This window comes from Shewanella eurypsychrophilus (assembly GCF_007004545.3).
In the GTDB taxonomy this organism is placed as follows: Bacteria; Pseudomonadota; Gammaproteobacteria; order Enterobacterales; family Shewanellaceae; genus Shewanella; species Shewanella eurypsychrophilus.
Genome location: NZ_CP045503.2, coordinates 4,512,970 through 4,527,114, shown reverse-complemented (window position 1 = coordinate 4,527,114; position 14,145 = coordinate 4,512,970). Strand labels below are relative to the sequence as shown.

Annotated in this window: 14 protein-coding genes and 1 riboswitch; of the genes, 11 read left to right on the top strand and 3 right to left on the bottom strand. The window is 45.7% G+C overall.

Annotated elements, in window-relative coordinates; all coding sequences use genetic code 11:
* The first annotated feature begins 15 nt into the window (after window positions 1-15).
* The 4 genes from FM038_RS19375 to FM038_RS19360 all read left to right on the top strand — a co-directional run bounded on the left by FM038_RS19375 (window position 16) and on the right by FM038_RS19360 (window position 4,022).
* Window positions 16-867: an aspartate dehydrogenase gene (locus FM038_RS19375; RefSeq protein WP_199242706.1), complete on the top strand. Its 852-nt coding sequence runs from the start codon at window positions 16-18 to the stop codon at window positions 865-867.
* A 106-nt stretch (window positions 868-973) separates the two neighbouring features.
* On the top strand, window positions 974-1,417 hold the full coding sequence (locus FM038_RS19370; RefSeq protein WP_142871624.1) for a VOC family protein: 444 nt from the start codon (window positions 974-976) through the stop codon (window positions 1,415-1,417).
* A gap of 74 nt (window positions 1,418-1,491) precedes the next feature.
* On the top strand, window positions 1,492-2,217 hold the full coding sequence (locus FM038_RS19365) for a sulfite exporter TauE/SafE family protein (protein ID WP_142871625.1): 726 nt from the start codon (window positions 1,492-1,494) through the stop codon (window positions 2,215-2,217).
* Between the two features lie 185 nt (window positions 2,218-2,402).
* Window positions 2,403-4,022: a methyl-accepting chemotaxis protein gene (locus FM038_RS19360; RefSeq protein ID WP_142871626.1), complete on the top strand. Its 1,620-nt coding sequence runs from the start codon at window positions 2,403-2,405 to the stop codon at window positions 4,020-4,022.
* Window positions 4,023-4,089: 67 nt separating this feature from the next.
* Here the strand turns inward: FM038_RS19360 and add are convergent, their stop codons facing one another.
* The 3 genes from add to FM038_RS19345 all read right to left on the bottom strand — a co-directional run bounded on the left by add (window position 4,090) and on the right by FM038_RS19345 (window position 6,390).
* Window positions 4,090-5,085 carry an adenosine deaminase gene (gene add, locus FM038_RS19355; RefSeq protein WP_142871627.1) on the bottom strand — a complete coding sequence of 332 codons (996 nt, stop codon included), beginning with the start codon at window positions 5,083-5,085 and terminating at the stop codon, window positions 4,090-4,092.
* Between the two features lie 113 nt (window positions 5,086-5,198).
* Window positions 5,199-5,298: riboswitch (purine riboswitch) on the bottom strand.
* A gap of 32 nt (window positions 5,299-5,330) precedes the next feature.
* Complete coding sequence (locus tag FM038_RS19350) at window positions 5,331-5,660, bottom strand: 2Fe-2S iron-sulfur cluster-binding protein (protein WP_142871628.1); 330 nt, start codon at window positions 5,658-5,660, stop codon at window positions 5,331-5,333.
* Window positions 5,661-5,703: 43 nt separating this feature from the next.
* A complete protein-coding gene (locus FM038_RS19345; protein WP_199242705.1) occupies window positions 5,704-6,390 on the bottom strand; it encodes a malonic semialdehyde reductase in 687 nt (228 codons plus the stop codon).
* Window positions 6,391-6,552: 162 nt separating this feature from the next.
* Between FM038_RS19345 and FM038_RS19340 the strand changes: the two genes are divergently transcribed.
* The 7 genes from FM038_RS19340 (at window position 6,553) to FM038_RS19310 (ending at window position 14,134) form a co-directional block, all read left to right on the top strand.
* Window positions 6,553-7,377: a sulfite exporter TauE/SafE family protein gene (locus FM038_RS19340; RefSeq protein WP_142871629.1), complete on the top strand. Its 825-nt coding sequence runs from the start codon at window positions 6,553-6,555 to the stop codon at window positions 7,375-7,377.
* 361 nt (window positions 7,378-7,738) lie between these two features.
* Window positions 7,739-8,674: a fumarylacetoacetate hydrolase family protein gene (locus FM038_RS19335; protein WP_142871630.1), complete on the top strand. Its 936-nt coding sequence runs from the start codon at window positions 7,739-7,741 to the stop codon at window positions 8,672-8,674.
* A gap of 15 nt (window positions 8,675-8,689) precedes the next feature.
* Complete coding sequence (locus FM038_RS19330) at window positions 8,690-9,235, top strand: VOC family protein (RefSeq protein WP_142871631.1); 546 nt, start codon at window positions 8,690-8,692, stop codon at window positions 9,233-9,235.
* A 56-nt stretch (window positions 9,236-9,291) separates the two neighbouring features.
* Window positions 9,292-10,116, top strand: coding sequence for an alpha/beta fold hydrolase (locus FM038_RS19325; protein WP_142871632.1), 825 nt, complete (start codon window positions 9,292-9,294; stop codon window positions 10,114-10,116).
* 89 nt (window positions 10,117-10,205) lie between these two features.
* A complete protein-coding gene (locus FM038_RS19320) occupies window positions 10,206-11,876 on the top strand; it encodes a thiamine pyrophosphate-binding protein (RefSeq protein ID WP_142871633.1) in 1,671 nt (556 codons plus the stop codon).
* 1 nt (window position 11,877) lies between these two features.
* Complete coding sequence (locus FM038_RS19315) at window positions 11,878-13,332, top strand: aldehyde dehydrogenase family protein (RefSeq protein ID WP_185965727.1); 1,455 nt, start codon at window positions 11,878-11,880, stop codon at window positions 13,330-13,332.
* Between the two features lie 253 nt (window positions 13,333-13,585).
* Complete coding sequence (locus FM038_RS19310) at window positions 13,586-14,134, top strand: hypothetical protein (RefSeq protein ID WP_142871634.1); 549 nt, start codon at window positions 13,586-13,588, stop codon at window positions 14,132-14,134.
* Window positions 14,135-14,145 lie beyond the last annotated feature (11 nt).

Genomic DNA, 14,145 nt, shown 5'->3' with positions numbered 1-14,145 from the left:
GAAAGAGTAATTTATATGAAGAACCAAATGAACAATAGCAGCGAAAGCGGTGAGCAGAAAAAAGTGCTCAGAGTCGGTATTGCAGGTTTTGGCACCATAGGCAAAGTCGTGGGTCAGGCACTGGATGATGGCATCGATGGCATGACCCTGATTGCGGTGACTTCAGGTAATTTAGACAAGGCTAGCCAGAATATGCAGGGCTTTCGTCAGCCAGCAAAAGTGGTTGAAGCTGGCGAGCTTGCCGAGCTGGTGGATGTGATTGTTGAGTGTGCACCAACCCGCGCGTTTATGGACGTAGCTGTGCCAGCATTAACTCAGGGCAAGGTGTTAGTGACTGTCAGCGGTGCTGCCATTTTGGAAAATCCGCAGATCACAGATGTTGCCAGAAAACATGGCGGACAAATTGTATTGGCAACAGGGGCCTTGCTTGGACTCGATGCGGTGCGCGCTGCGGCAGAAGGCACGATTTATTCTGTAAAAATGGTCACCCGTAAGCCGCCAACCTCGCTGACAAAAGCCAAATATGTTCTCGAGAACAATATAGATCTTACTGGTTTAACCGAGCCGTTACAGCTATTTAACGGTAGCGCTCGGGAAGGGGCTGAGAAGTTTCCATCTAACGTCAATGTCGCAGCTTCCTTGGGGTTAGCCGGTGTTGGCGCTGATCTGACACAGCTTGAGATTTGGGCCGATCCAACCAAGACTCGAAACACTCATAACATTAAGGTTGATGCCGATAGCGCAAGTTTCGAGCTTACTATAGAAAATGTACCGACGATTGAAAACCCGGGGACTGGGCGGATAACCGCACTGAGCGTCATTGCCGCCTTAAAAAGTCTTTGTGCGCCGCTGCGGGTGGGCAGTTAGATATTCACTGAAACAGATAACAAATACTTTTAATTAGATGTTTACCTGCATTTTTTCGTCAATAAACAGTTATAGGCGATGCAATATCGGGTATTAGGAGATAAAAATGACTAAGAAACTTATTCCACTAAAACATGTTGCCATGGCATCAAGCGATCCCGATAAGAGTCGAGATTTTTTCGTCAACATTATGGGCTGGTCGGTTGCCGGTGTCGTCGCTAGCCGTAATGCCAATGGTTACTATGTGACCGATGGCAATATTAATCTGGCCATACTGAATTTTAAAAATGGCCCAGCCGCGGGTAAGGAGTTTCCTCAAGGGTATGTGGGCTTGCATCATATTGGCTTTCAGTGTGATGATATCGAAGCTATGGTCGATGGCTTTAAAGAGGAAGGCTATCAACCTCGTCACGACGTTAACTTAGCCCAAGGCTTAGGTAAGAACCCTGCGAAAGACAATGCCGAATATAAGATGAATGGTCCTGAAGATGTCATGGTCGATATCTCTGAGCGTGGTTGGGTCGGCACGCAAACTTATAAGACGTTATAAAGAAGTTCTAGGAGTCTAGGTTCTAGGTTTGAGGACCTAGGGTCTAGGAACTGCAAACTTAAAGAGGGGATTTTATGGATTTAACTTTAATTGTTTCCCTCTTCTTGTTAACCACATTCACTTCTACCGTGGCGGGGATTTGTGGCTTAGGTGGTGGGCTGATTTTGGCAATCACCTTGCCTTGGTTTGTCCCCGCAGCGGCCGTGATCCCTATTCATGGTACGACACAGCTGGCGAGTAACTTCACCCGTTTAGGTTTTTCCTTTCGCAGTGTTTACTGGCCAGTCGTACCTCTGTTTATATTCGGCTCTCTAAGCGGCATAGCAGTGTTTAGCGTGTTTCTGGTCAATCTGTCCACCGAATTGATTCCACTGTTTATCGCCATTTACTTGCTGTTGAGCCTTTGGATAAAACCGATAGAGAAAATACTGGCGAAACTAGAAAATTTCTTCATCGTGGGGGCTGTGCAAACTGGGCTGGGTTTAGTAGTAGGGGCTCCTGGTCCATTGACCATGAACCTGCTTTTGAAACGTTTAACCGATAAAGACCAGATCATCGCCACAGCCGCATTGTTGATGGGGATAAGCAATATCTCTAAGGTGTTGACCTATGCAGGTCTTGGATTTATCTTTTTTGATTATCTGCCACAGATTATTTCGGCAATAATAGGTGCCTCTTTAGGATCTTTGATTGGCACTCGGTTAAGAGAACGCATAGATAATCAAAAGTTTATGGCTGGTTTAAAATGGCTGCTTACCTTACTTGCGCTTCAAACACTCGTTAGATTCAGCTACGGCTAATCCACATCCACATCCACATCTAGATCCACATCTAACTCGATTTATACTCAATTGTTCACGGAGTAGATAATAGTTATTCATCTTAAATACATTTTTATTGCGCAGTGAGGCTAGTTTCAGCGCAACTTCAATGTTAGTTATATAAGGCGTACATAAAAACAACAATTCGCTAAGGTTTCTTTAATATGACACTTCGTAGCAAGATAATGACATTTGTTGGCGTACTTTTTATCGCCTTGATCAGCATTGCAGTACTTGGGCTGCAGGCTTTATCTAAAGCCAGTGAAAGTGACAATATTGCCCGTATTAACCAATTAATGAAGAGTACAGTTAATATTGTCGAACAGTTTGAACAATTAGCTGCATCTGGGAAACTTGATGAGGCTCAGGCAAAACAATTCGCTGCGCAGATGTTAAGAGAAAATAAGTACCATGACTCCGAGTATGTCTATGTTGTGGATGATAAATTAGACTTTCTAGCCACCCCCCATGATCCTCAGCTGCATGGCAGTAGTTTTAATGACTTTAAGGATGCCAGCGGCAATAGTATTGGTCAGATTGTGGAGCGATTAGTGGGTAATAAGACCCAGCAGATCATCACCTACCATTGGAACTCTGAGCGTGAAGGAAAAGTAGTCGACCTTACCTCTGTGGTGCAGAAAACACCGCGTTGGGGTTGGTATGTCGGTACTGGGATTAGTTATGCAGAAGCCGATGACAGATACTGGTCTGTGGCGAAATGGCTGCTGACACTGTCGATGATCATCGCTTTTGCTCTATCGGCGGTACTGTTTGTGTTTGGCTTAAAAATGAGAAATGCCTTAGGCGCTGAAATCGATGATGTGCGTAATATCGTGATTAAAGTCTCTAGGGGCGACTTAAAGCTGAATCCTGATTTTAAATATGCTGATAATGACAGCGTTGTCGGTTCGATTAATTATATGCAGGAAGGTCTGCAAGATGTTGTTAAGGAAATAAAAAATGTCGCAGATACGCTGAATGAGCAGATGTTGGAGTCTGAGAATCGGGCCACCGAGTTAGATAGTCTGACGACGGCGATGAATGAAGAGACTCAGATGGTTGCTTCGGCGATCACTGAGCTCACCGCTTCATCGGGGACTGTGGCGGATCATGCTAAGCAAACGGCGGATTCGGTGAAAGCGGCGGAGCAGCAAGGTCAAAGTGCCCATCAACTGACAGAGGAAGCGTCTAAGACGATAGCATTACTGGAAAGCCAGATTGAGAGTGCCGGCGCTAATATTCAAATTCTCGATGATGAGGTGAATAATATTGCCAATGTGCTCACGGTTATTCAGGGGATCGCCGAGCAAACTAATTTACTGGCGCTGAATGCCGCGATTGAAGCGGCGAGAGCAGGAGAGCAGGGCAGAGGCTTTGCCGTGGTTGCCGATGAGGTTAGACAGCTTGCCCAGCGAACTCAGAGCAGTACTGGCGAGATACATACTATGATCTCTAAGCTTCAGTCGGCGACAAAAGATGCTAAAACCTCGGTGAGTGAGAGTATCGAAACCAGTGAAGAGACGGTGGAAAAATCCCAGCAGGTATCAAATGAGCTTAAGAATATTGCCACCTCTCTATCAGAGATATCCCAGATGAGTCATCAGATCTCTGAGGCGGCATCAGAGCAGTTATCGGCGGGTGAAGACTCGGCTAAGCGAATCGTGAGCATCTCTGAAACGGCTGAGAATACCGCATCTGTGTCTCACTCCTCTCATGCGAGCAGTGATCAAATTCAGATGTTGGCGAAAAATCTGGAGACAGAAGTGAAGAAATTTTCAATTTAGTGGTGGTCGGTTAAAAACAAAAAAGCCCCGCTAGTTGACGCTAGCGGGGCTTTTTTATCGTTATGATCTACTCAGCAAATGTCAGTAGATGCTGTTTCACTTCATCTGATGCGAAGGCTTGCTCAATGCTGATGCGGTATATATTGAAATAATCTTCACGGCTCAGGTCGAACTCTTCCATAACTTTTCGCACTTCGTCGGTCATTGTGGTGTTAGATACTGTGCGGTTATCGGTGTTAATCGTGATAGGCAACTTGTCTTTATAAAAAGCTTTTGCTGGATGCTCACTCAGCTTATTGACTGCCTTGGTCTGGATGTTGCTGCTCGGGCAGGTTTCAAGACCTATATTTTCTTGCTTAACAAGGTCATAGGCTCCTTGATGACCTGTGATATGAATACCATGGCCGACGCGTTCGGCATGTAACAGTGACACGGCATCGAATACGTTCTGACCCACACCTTGCTCGCCAGCATGTATGGTGATTCGGTAACCTTTTTCGATGGCGTAATCCACATAAGGGATAAATTCACTGCAAAAGCCTGGTAGTTCAGCGCCAGCTAAGTCGAAAGCCACCACACCCTTGTTAAGATAAGCTGCACCCGCATCGATAACATCGCGGATATTATCTTTAGGGAAGGTTCTTAAGATAGAGAGGATGTAATTTCCCTTGATGTCATACATGGCTTCAGCGCGCTGCATGCCTTTAACAACAGAGCCAATGATTTGATCGAAGCTTAAACCTTGCTGTTGATGCAATTGAGGCCCGAATCGTACTTCAAAGTACTTAACGTTCTCTTTTGCTGCATCTTCAAAAACTTCGAAGGAGATACGCTCAATCCCCGCTTCTGTTTGCATCACAGATAGGGGTAAGTCGAAACGTAAAAGGTATTCTTCAAGGTTGTTACAGGTTTCGGGAGCGATCATTAATGAACTGATTTCATTAATATCTTGGCTAGGAATAGTGACGCTTTGCTCGGCTGCAAGGTCGATAATAGTTTGCGGGCGAACACTGCCATCTAAGTGACAATGTAGATCGATCTTGGGTAAGCTTAAATAATTCATGAGTCTCTACCTTTATTGGATAGTATCTATATGAATACTGATTAATGACGGGGCGAGAGCATTGAAAATACTCAGAGCCTATCTATTAACAGATAGTCCATATTGGAGATAGTGCATAAAGTTACAGACTTCATAATCAAGAATTTAAGGCTCTTGGTAGAAACTCCCAAACCATATTAGTGGGATTATACGAAGCGATTTTTCGGACTATAACATTCCCTATATTCGACTACAAGAATTAGATTTTACTTGAATGGTCTAATTTTTAATCTACTGTTTTCAATCGCATCAGTGACGATTACCTGACATGCAAGCCGTGAGAATGGACTTATATTTGTCAGATTAGACAGTACCTGTGATTCACCCGAATATTGCTGTGATGCCAATTGAAATGCATCTGCTTCAAATTCAATATGACAGGTACCGCAGCTGCAACAGCCATTACACAGGGCATCTATTCCCATAATCTGATTGTCCTGAGCCGCAACCATCAGGCTTAATCCTACCTCGGCTTCAACCTGTTTTTCGCTGCCGTCAGGCTCGATAAAGGTGATGGAAATGCTTGTTGGACTCATCAAATTTCCTTATTGTTTTAGAACCTAGAACCTTCTTAGCTTTTTAAAGCATCTCACACACTTCATCGAACTCGAACCTCGGCAGACGTTGGAAGATTTTACTGGTGTCGCCATAGCCCAGAGAGCAGAGGAAGTTACTCTTGATGCTGGTTCCTTTGAAAAATTCATTATCGATAGCCTGATTGTTAAAGCCTGACATGGGACCGATATCTAGGCCTAAGGCGCGGGCGGCGATCATCAGATAAGTCCCCTGAATGGTTCCATTTCTAAAGGCTGAGGTTTTAGCTGCCATCTCATTATGTTTAAAAATATTCTGTGCATCAGGATTGTGGGCGAACAACTTAGGCATATGTTTATAAAATTCGAGATCATGACCGATAATCACGGTGACAGGAGCTGCCAAAACCTTATTAACGTTAAGTGGTGCTAAGCAGGTTTTTAGGCGCTGTTTGGCTTCATCGGTGCGAATAAATATGAAGCGTGCCGGGCAGGTATTCATGCTGGTTGAGCCCATTTTTACTATGTCGTAAATTTGAGCCAGTATCTCATCACTGACAGGAGTATCTAGCCAGCCATTGTGGCTTCTTGCTTCGCGGATGATCAGGTCCAGTGCGTTGTCACTCAGCAATTCAGCATTTTGTTTGAGCTTTATTGCCGCTTGTTGCGCCTGTGATATTTGGTCCATTTGCTGTGGTGAGAATGGGTTTGATGACAACTGTTCTGTACTCATTATTTCATCCTTATCATTGTTAGGCTTAGGGACAGAATAGCGATTGAGCCAGAACTGGCTATCACTAAAATGTAATATCAATACACCATATTATAGGATTGTTAGCATGTCTATTCGCTGGGTATACTAAAATCACTGACTATTATATGAAAAGGTAAACTCATGATGGATACGGTATTGGATCTGCTTCCGTTGGCGGCAATGATGTTAGCAACCGGTGTTGTTGCAGGTGTGCTCGCTGGCTTGCTGGGTGTAGGAGGGGGGATCGTCATTGTGCCGGTACTGGATACAGCGCTAGGTTTGTATGGTGTCGATCCTGCAATACGAATGCATGTGGCGGTGGCCACTTCGCTTGCTTGTATTGTGGTGACCTCTATCTCCTCTTCTCGAGCACATCATGCTAAAGGTTCGGTGGATTTCTCTATCGTGAAGGTCTGGGGTCCAGCGGTATTTATTGGTTCAATTCTAGGTACGATCGGTGCTTCTTATGTCGATAGCCAAATTCTTTCGGCGCTGTTTGGTGGAATAGCCTTGGTTGTGGCACTGAAGATGTTACTTCCCTTGGATGATGTCAATCTAAGCCAGGATGTGCCGAGAGGTATCATCGCACCTGTGCCCCCTCTGGTCATTGGTGGCCTATCGAGCATGATGGGCATTGGTGGAGGCACCTTGAGTGTGCCCGTGCTGACCTTGATGAATCAAACTATTCATAAGGCGGTGGGCACCGCCGCTATTTTTGGTTTACTGATCAGTCTACCTGGCACCTTAGGGTTTGTGGTATCAGGCTTAGGCGATCCCCGCCTGCCGGTTGGTAGCCTTGGCTATGTCAATATCATAGGTTTCCTGCTTATCTCACCTGTCACAGTCTGGGCCGCCCCCATAGGCGCTAAGATTGCTCACAAACTGGATAAACGCCAGTTGAGTATGCTGTTTGGTGGTTTCTTGTTTCTCGTCTCCTGCAGAATGATTTATAGAACGTTTGCATAATTCAGTGAGAGCTCGCCTAGGAACTAGACGCTAGTTCCTAGGGGGAAAACAGCAGAGTAGGCGTTATTGATATACCGATTAAGTTTGTTTCAGCTCAATATGTATAATAAAAAAGTTATACCTTGGTATTAAAAATTTAGTCGATTTTTCCTCTCCCAACCCGCAAGTTATCTATCAGACGCAGTAGAAATTTCACCAATACCCATTAAAGCACTATTTCTAACAAGAGTGACCTCTAACAAGAGTGACCTCTAACAAGAGTGACCTCTAATAAGAGTAACCTCTTACAAGAGCGAGAAGGGTATCTAGAGCGCCGCGACTGATTCTGAATAAGAACTGTGTGGCACAGGAGAGTTGAGATATGAGTAAATATGGATTAGCCACATACGATAATAAGGGCGTGAATCATGCGGCTATTATCATAGATGAACAAAGATATGATCTGTTGACAGCTTATAGAGCCATCGAAGGAAGCGATAATATCCCAGTTTGGGTTTACAGCATCACAGAAGCTCTGGCTCAGTGGCAAAGTGTTAAAGATGAAATTGATAGCTTTGCTATCAAGGTAGAAGCATTAGTCGCCCTCAATGAGTTAGAGCCTGTCGATGCTGATTGTCAGATCTTAGTCCCCTTTAAGCCTTCGACTATTTTCGGTACAGCCTCAAATTATCATGAGCATGCAGCGGAGATGAATACTATTTTAGCTGCAAAGCCTGATAGCTCCCCCTATGTGTTTATGAAGGCCAATACCAGTGTTACTGGCAGCAACACCTATGTGATATTGCCTCCAGAGACACAGAAGCTGGATTGGGAAGTGGAGTTAGGTGTGGTGATCGGTAAGCAAACTCGCCGCGTTAAAGCAGAAGATGCACTCGATTGCATTGCAGGCTATACCGTAGTCAATGATATCTCCGCCCGCGATCTTAACCATAGAACCGATTACCCCTTCAAGCATGATTGGTTTCGCGGTAAGAGTTGGGACACCTTCTGTCCCATGGGGCCAGTATTTGTACCAAAGAGCTGTATCGACGATCCCCATAAGCTTGCTCTTGGTCTTAAGCTTAACGGCAAGCAGATGCAAGACGGTAACACCAGCGAGCTTATCTGGGATGCGTTCGAGCAGATTGAGTACCTATCTAGCATCCTGACGTTACAGCCTGGTGATGTGATCATGACTGGCACGCCAGCAGGTGTGGGTAAAGGCATCGGTTTGTTTCTTAAAGAGGGTGACGTACTTGAAGCTTGGGCTGAGGGTGTTGGCTGTATTACCAATACCATTAAAGCTGAAATCTTATAGCCTAAGGAGTCTTATATGTCTGTTGAAAATTACTACACCCCCAAGCCAACACGCTTAGGTCACCTGGTTTTAAAGGTCAAAGATGTTCAGGCCTCAGTGAAATTCTACCAAGAGGTGGTGGGACTCTCTGTCTCAGATTGGATTGATGACCGTATGGTATTTATGCGCGCAAGTGCCGATCACCATGACTTAGCACTTTTACAACTGCCACCGGATCAGCTGACGCAGCAAGATCCGCTGCAATCTCGTATTGAGCACTTCTCATATCGGGTGGAAAGCCTAGAAGAGATGAAGCAGATCACTGAGATGCTACTGGCGCGTGGGGTTGAGATCGATCGCGGCCTTGGTCGTCATGGCCCTGGCGAGAATACCTTTATCGTGTTTAAAGATCCCGACGGTAACAATGTCGAGTTTTATTCAGACATGCTGCAGATAACGCAGAGCGCCCCCTATGAAGCATCGGTTTGGGATAGCAAGGTATTGCATACCTTCGATCAGTGGCAGCTCAAAGAGTTTGTCGTAGAGCCACCAGAGCGTATCAAAGAGATCTTACCTGAGTAATGTTTCACAAGCGTGCTAGTTAGCATACATATCAAATTAGATGGAAGGTGATTGAGATGGCAACTATCGATATCAAGGGCAACAGTTTTTATTATGAGATCCACGGTGAGGGTGAGCCGATTGTATTGGCCCACGGCTTAGGTGGTAATCACGCTACCTGGTATAAGCAGGTGGCCGTATTGGCAAAAGCCTATCAAGTTATCACTTTCGATCATCGAGGTTTTGGTAACTCATCTGATATTGAAGCAGCCGGTCGTAGTGAATTTTCCAATGATCTACTTGCACTGCTAGATCATCTCAATATCGAGAAAGCGGCGCTACTTGGACAGTCTATGGGCGGTGGCACAGCCATTACGTTTACCTGTCAACACCCAGAGCGTGTGAGCGGCCTGATTATTGCTGACTCTCTCCATGCGTTAGTTGAGTCTGATGAGGTGGCAAACATAATGAGTCAGGCCCGTGAAGACACGGCTAACTTGACTCAAGTAGAGCGGGTACTTGGGAAAGACTTTGCTGAAAAAAATCAAGACGAAGCCTTGCTCTATCAACAGCTTAATAGTTTCAACAATACTGACCGTTCGACGTTATCTGGCCAGTATTCAACAGATAAATTCACCCCATCTCAGCTTGCACAAACAGGGGTACTGACGATGTTTCTTGCGGGACAAGATGACATCTTGTTCCCCATTGAGGCAATAAGGCTGGTACAGGAGCAAGTGGAAGGATCATTTATTGTCGAGTTTGATCAGTGCGGTCACTCAGCCTTCTTCGAAAAACCAACAGAGTTTAACGACAGTGTATTGAGCTTCTTACAGATGGCAGGTTTGGAGCCTACAAATGGCTCGGCGCATAGTAACTCAGCGGGTTACGCCAAGGCTTAATGCCTCGTGAGGATATCAGGATAAAACTTGAGTGTCGGTTGATCTTGACTCGATGTGGCAGAAATATAAACAGACTAATGGTAGCCAGTATGACAAATTCTACGAATAACGATATCAAAAACGGTGAAACTGAAATTGAAAGTAAAAATGTTGCCCAACAGGTGATCGATGCCTTGGTCGAACTTGGCGTCAAGCATGTATTTGGTGTGCCAAGTGGTGGTTGGGTCGATTATATGGAAGCGATGCGTACCACAGAGGGAATTGACTTTGTATTGGCGACCCATGAAGGGGGCGCAGGTTTTATGGCCGATGTATGCGGTCGTATTACCGGTGTGCCCGGTGTCTGTTTTGGTACCTTTGGCCCTGGGGCGACTAACTTAGCCACGGGCGTCGGCAGTGCTTATCTAGATAGATCGCCTATGATTGCACTTACCGATGAATTCGCTGCCGATAAACGTAGCCGCAACGTACAGATGAATATCGATCATCAAGCGCTATTTGCCCCTATTACCAAAAAAACCACCCGCTTAGAAGCTGACAAGGTGCGTGAGATCATCTTCGATGCAGCCCATGTTGCTCTGTCTGGCATCCCCGGACCTGTGCATGTGGGATTGCCTGCAGGCATGAGTACTCAGGTGACGCCTGTCAGTTCAGCAAAGCCACTGCAAATAGAGAGTGAAAAAAGCGCGAAGTTGTCTGATTTAACTCTGATGAACAAGCTGTTTGCTGATGCAAAGAAACCAGTGATCGCCCTTGGTATGCGCGCGGTCACCAGCGATGTGGGTGAGCAGGTTATCGCCTTTGCCGAGAAGCATAATGTGCCAGTGGTTATCACCCCTATGGCAAAAGGGATCATGAATGAAACCCATCCCAATTACGTCGGGGTGCTGTTTCATGCACTGAGTGATGTGGTTGGGCAAACTCACCAGCAGGCCGATCTTGTGCTGAGCATAGGTTACGATGAGATTGAGTTTAACTATGAGGATTGGATCCCGAATGTGCCGCTGATCAGTGTCGATATTGTCGCGACGGACTTAGATATTAGCGAATACACCTTAGCCTGTGACGTGATTGGTAATATCAATCACTCGGTGGAGTATTTGGCGGGTGTCGAGTGTGAAGCTAAGGATTGGGATCTGCAAGCGCTAGCTGAGCGTAAACAAGATATGTTGAATAGAATGTCGCCAGATAGTAGTGCCTTTGGACCCTGTGCAGCGCTGGATATTTTACGGGATAAGTTGCCGCAAGATGGCATCATGACCTGTGATGTTGGGGCACATATTCATCTCATAGGGCAGAAGTGGACGACGCCTAAGTCTGGTCAGCAGATCATGACCAATGGCTGGTCTGCTATGGGCTTTGCCATTCCTTCGGCGATCACGGCTAAGCTGTGTAATCCAGATCTCCCAGTTTGTTCTGTTATTGGCGACGGCGGTTTTTTGATGACTGCTGGAGAGCTTGCCGTAGCAGTACGTGAGAAGCTTAAGATTGTTTTTGTGCTATTTACTGATAATGACTTAGCGCTCATTCGCATTAAGCAGGAAAAGAAGAGTAATCCTATTTACGGTACCCCCATTCGCGAACGAGGCACTATCGGCGGCGATAACATCTTCGGCGTTCCTGTGATAAAAGCGTTCGATACCACTGAGTTTGCCAGCGCTTTAGATACAGCCTTTGAACAAGATGGCCCGGTTATCGTCGAGGCTATTCTTAACTCACGTGAATATGACCAGCTGGTGCTTCGAAAGGACAAACCATAATATGAATTCACTTGCTCATAAAAAATCAGTCGATTTATCGGACGCGACCCTGTTTATCGATGGTCAGTGGTTAAGCTGCGATAAGAACATGCAGATCGTTAATCCATTTGATCACTCAGTCTTAGCCAATGTGGCCTGCGCCGATGAAGCTCATGTCTCGCTGGCTGTTGCGAGTGCCAAACGTGCCTTCGAGACTTACAAGCATCAAGGCAGTGGTGAACGAGCGGCTGTACTTCGCGGCGCAGCGGACTTGATTACTGAGCGGCTGGAACTGTTTGCTCAGACCATAGCTAAAGAAACCGGTAAGCCGATAACCGCCTCGAGGAAAGAGGTTACACGTTGCGTCAATACACTGATGTTATCGGCGGAGGAGGCGACACGTCTAACAGGTGAAACGATTAAGTTTGATAGCTTCGCTGGTGGCGAGAATCGCATCGGTCATTACGATCTTGTCCCACTGGGCGTTGTGGTTGCAATTACTCCATTTAACGATCCATTGAATCTGGCGGCACATAAGCTAGGACCAGCATTGGCGGCAGGGAACTCTGTGATATTAAAACCATCGCAGCAGGCGCCATTATCTGCCTTGATGTTAGTTCAGGTTTTACTAGAGGCTGGTTTGCCTGCTGGACGCATCAATGTGTTAACTGGCTCTGCACGGGATTTTGCTACGCCTTTGGTCGCCAGTAAAGATGTCGCCATGGTGACTTACACCGGTGGAGAAGTGTCGGGTGAGATCATTGCCAAGAGTGCCGGAATTAAGAAGTTAGCCATGGAGCTTGGGGCTAACTCGCCAGTTATTGTGATGGATGATTGCGATCTGCAAAAAGCCGTCGAAGGGTGTGTATCCGGTTCATTCTGGGCCGTGGGTCAGAACTGTATCGGTGTGCAGCGTATCTATATCCAAGAGGGAATATATGAGGCTTTCAAGCTCGAATTTGCTAGGCAAACGAAGCAACTGACTGTTGGTAACCAGCTCAATGATGCCACCGATGTTGGGCCGATGATCAATGAGAAAGAGGCGAGGAGAATCGAGTCTTGGGTCAATAGTGCTATCAACAATGGGGCAAACTTACTTGCTGGTGGTCAGCGCGAGGGCGCATGCTACTACCCAACGGTATTAGAGTGTGTCGATGAAAGTGAAAGCTTGGTCTGCCACGAGGCATTTGGCCCTGTGGTCAGTTTGTTTGCATTCTCTGATTTGGATGAAACCATTGTTTTAGCCAACAATATTGACTTCTCCATCCACGGCGCAGTTTTTACCAGCAACATCAATACGGCGATGAAGGTATCCAGAGAGCTAGATGTGGCAGGCGTGATGGTCAATGACTCAACCGATTATCGTCTCGATGCCATGCCTTTTGGTGGTGCGAAACGTGGCAGTTTAGGGCGTGAAGGCGTGAAGTTTGCCATCCGTGAAATGAGCCAAACTAAAGTGTTTTGTATGAATTTGTAGGTTTAAGAGAAGGTTATAGGAGCTAGGCTCTAGGGACTAAGTTATAGGTCTGATATGACCCCTAGGGCTAGAGGGGTCTGAAATAGTTTTCTAGTATCTCAGGGGCTTGCAATTAGGGGCTAGTTTTAAACACTGTAACTACTTCTGAGTTTTTACTGCTATAACATTTTTCCATTATGTCGGCAGAGATCCGTTATAAGACTCACAAACTGCTGCATGGTAGGTTTAATGAAACTGAGTTATTGGAGTTTCTATGAGAGTGTTATCAAGATTATCTTTGGCAGCTATTGCCATTTCAGCCTGCTTTTCTTATCAAATGACGATTCAAGCACTGGCCCAAAGTAAAGTGGATAGTGAACTGCCGCTTTCGATTGATTGGAGCCGTTCACTTGAGCAGATAAAAGCTGAACAAGCTGTAAAACCAAGCGATGAGCAGGTTAATCGATTGACCTATGAGAGTGAGCTGTTTGGCGCTGAGTTTCATCAAGAGTTTTTGTTTACAGAGCAGGGCAAGTTGAAAAACGTATTGTTCTATCACTCGGTCGATGCAGACTCATTAACCTGTGTCGACCAGTATAAGCAGATAAAAATAGATGTGGTGTCCCAACTGGGTGAAACTAAGCTCAATGAGCTGTCTATTAATCCTTTGGAGAGTATAGATAGAACTAAGTTGTGTGAGTTAACTTCTATTGGGGAATATAAGTTATTTAGTGAGTGGTTGCAGGCAACTGAAAAAGTCAGCTTAGTATTGGATACTTGGAAGGGCCAGGCATATATCGGCCTGTCATATCATCCTCTTTAGGCATTGTAAGG

Excerpts from the sequence above, each read along its gene's own strand:
- FM038_RS19375 (WP_199242706.1), top strand. The coding sequence starts at position 16 with ATGAAGAACCAAATGAACAATAGCAGCGAAAGCGGTGAGCAGAAAAAA.
- FM038_RS19370 (WP_142871624.1), top strand. The coding sequence starts at position 974 with ATGACTAAGAAACTTATTCCACTAAAACATGTTGCCATGGCATCAAGC.
- FM038_RS19365 (WP_142871625.1), top strand. The coding sequence starts at position 1,492 with ATGGATTTAACTTTAATTGTTTCCCTCTTCTTGTTAACCACATTCACT.
- FM038_RS19360 (WP_142871626.1), top strand. The coding sequence starts at position 2,403 with ATGACACTTCGTAGCAAGATAATGACATTTGTTGGCGTACTTTTTATC.
- add (WP_142871627.1), bottom strand. The coding sequence starts at position 5,085 with ATGAATTATTTAAGCTTACCCAAGATCGATCTACATTGTCACTTAGAT.
- FM038_RS19350 (WP_142871628.1), bottom strand. The coding sequence starts at position 5,660 with ATGAGTCCAACAAGCATTTCCATCACCTTTATCGAGCCTGACGGCAGC.
- FM038_RS19345 (WP_199242705.1), bottom strand. The coding sequence starts at position 6,390 with ATGAGTACAGAACAGTTGTCATCAAACCCATTCTCACCACAGCAAATG.
- FM038_RS19340 (WP_142871629.1), top strand. The coding sequence starts at position 6,553 with ATGATGGATACGGTATTGGATCTGCTTCCGTTGGCGGCAATGATGTTA.
- FM038_RS19335 (WP_142871630.1), top strand. The coding sequence starts at position 7,739 with ATGAGTAAATATGGATTAGCCACATACGATAATAAGGGCGTGAATCAT.
- FM038_RS19330 (WP_142871631.1), top strand. The coding sequence starts at position 8,690 with ATGTCTGTTGAAAATTACTACACCCCCAAGCCAACACGCTTAGGTCAC.
- FM038_RS19325 (WP_142871632.1), top strand. The coding sequence starts at position 9,292 with ATGGCAACTATCGATATCAAGGGCAACAGTTTTTATTATGAGATCCAC.
- FM038_RS19320 (WP_142871633.1), top strand. The coding sequence starts at position 10,206 with ATGACAAATTCTACGAATAACGATATCAAAAACGGTGAAACTGAAATT.
- FM038_RS19315 (WP_185965727.1), top strand. The coding sequence starts at position 11,878 with ATGAATTCACTTGCTCATAAAAAATCAGTCGATTTATCGGACGCGACC.
- FM038_RS19310 (WP_142871634.1), top strand. The coding sequence starts at position 13,586 with ATGAGAGTGTTATCAAGATTATCTTTGGCAGCTATTGCCATTTCAGCC.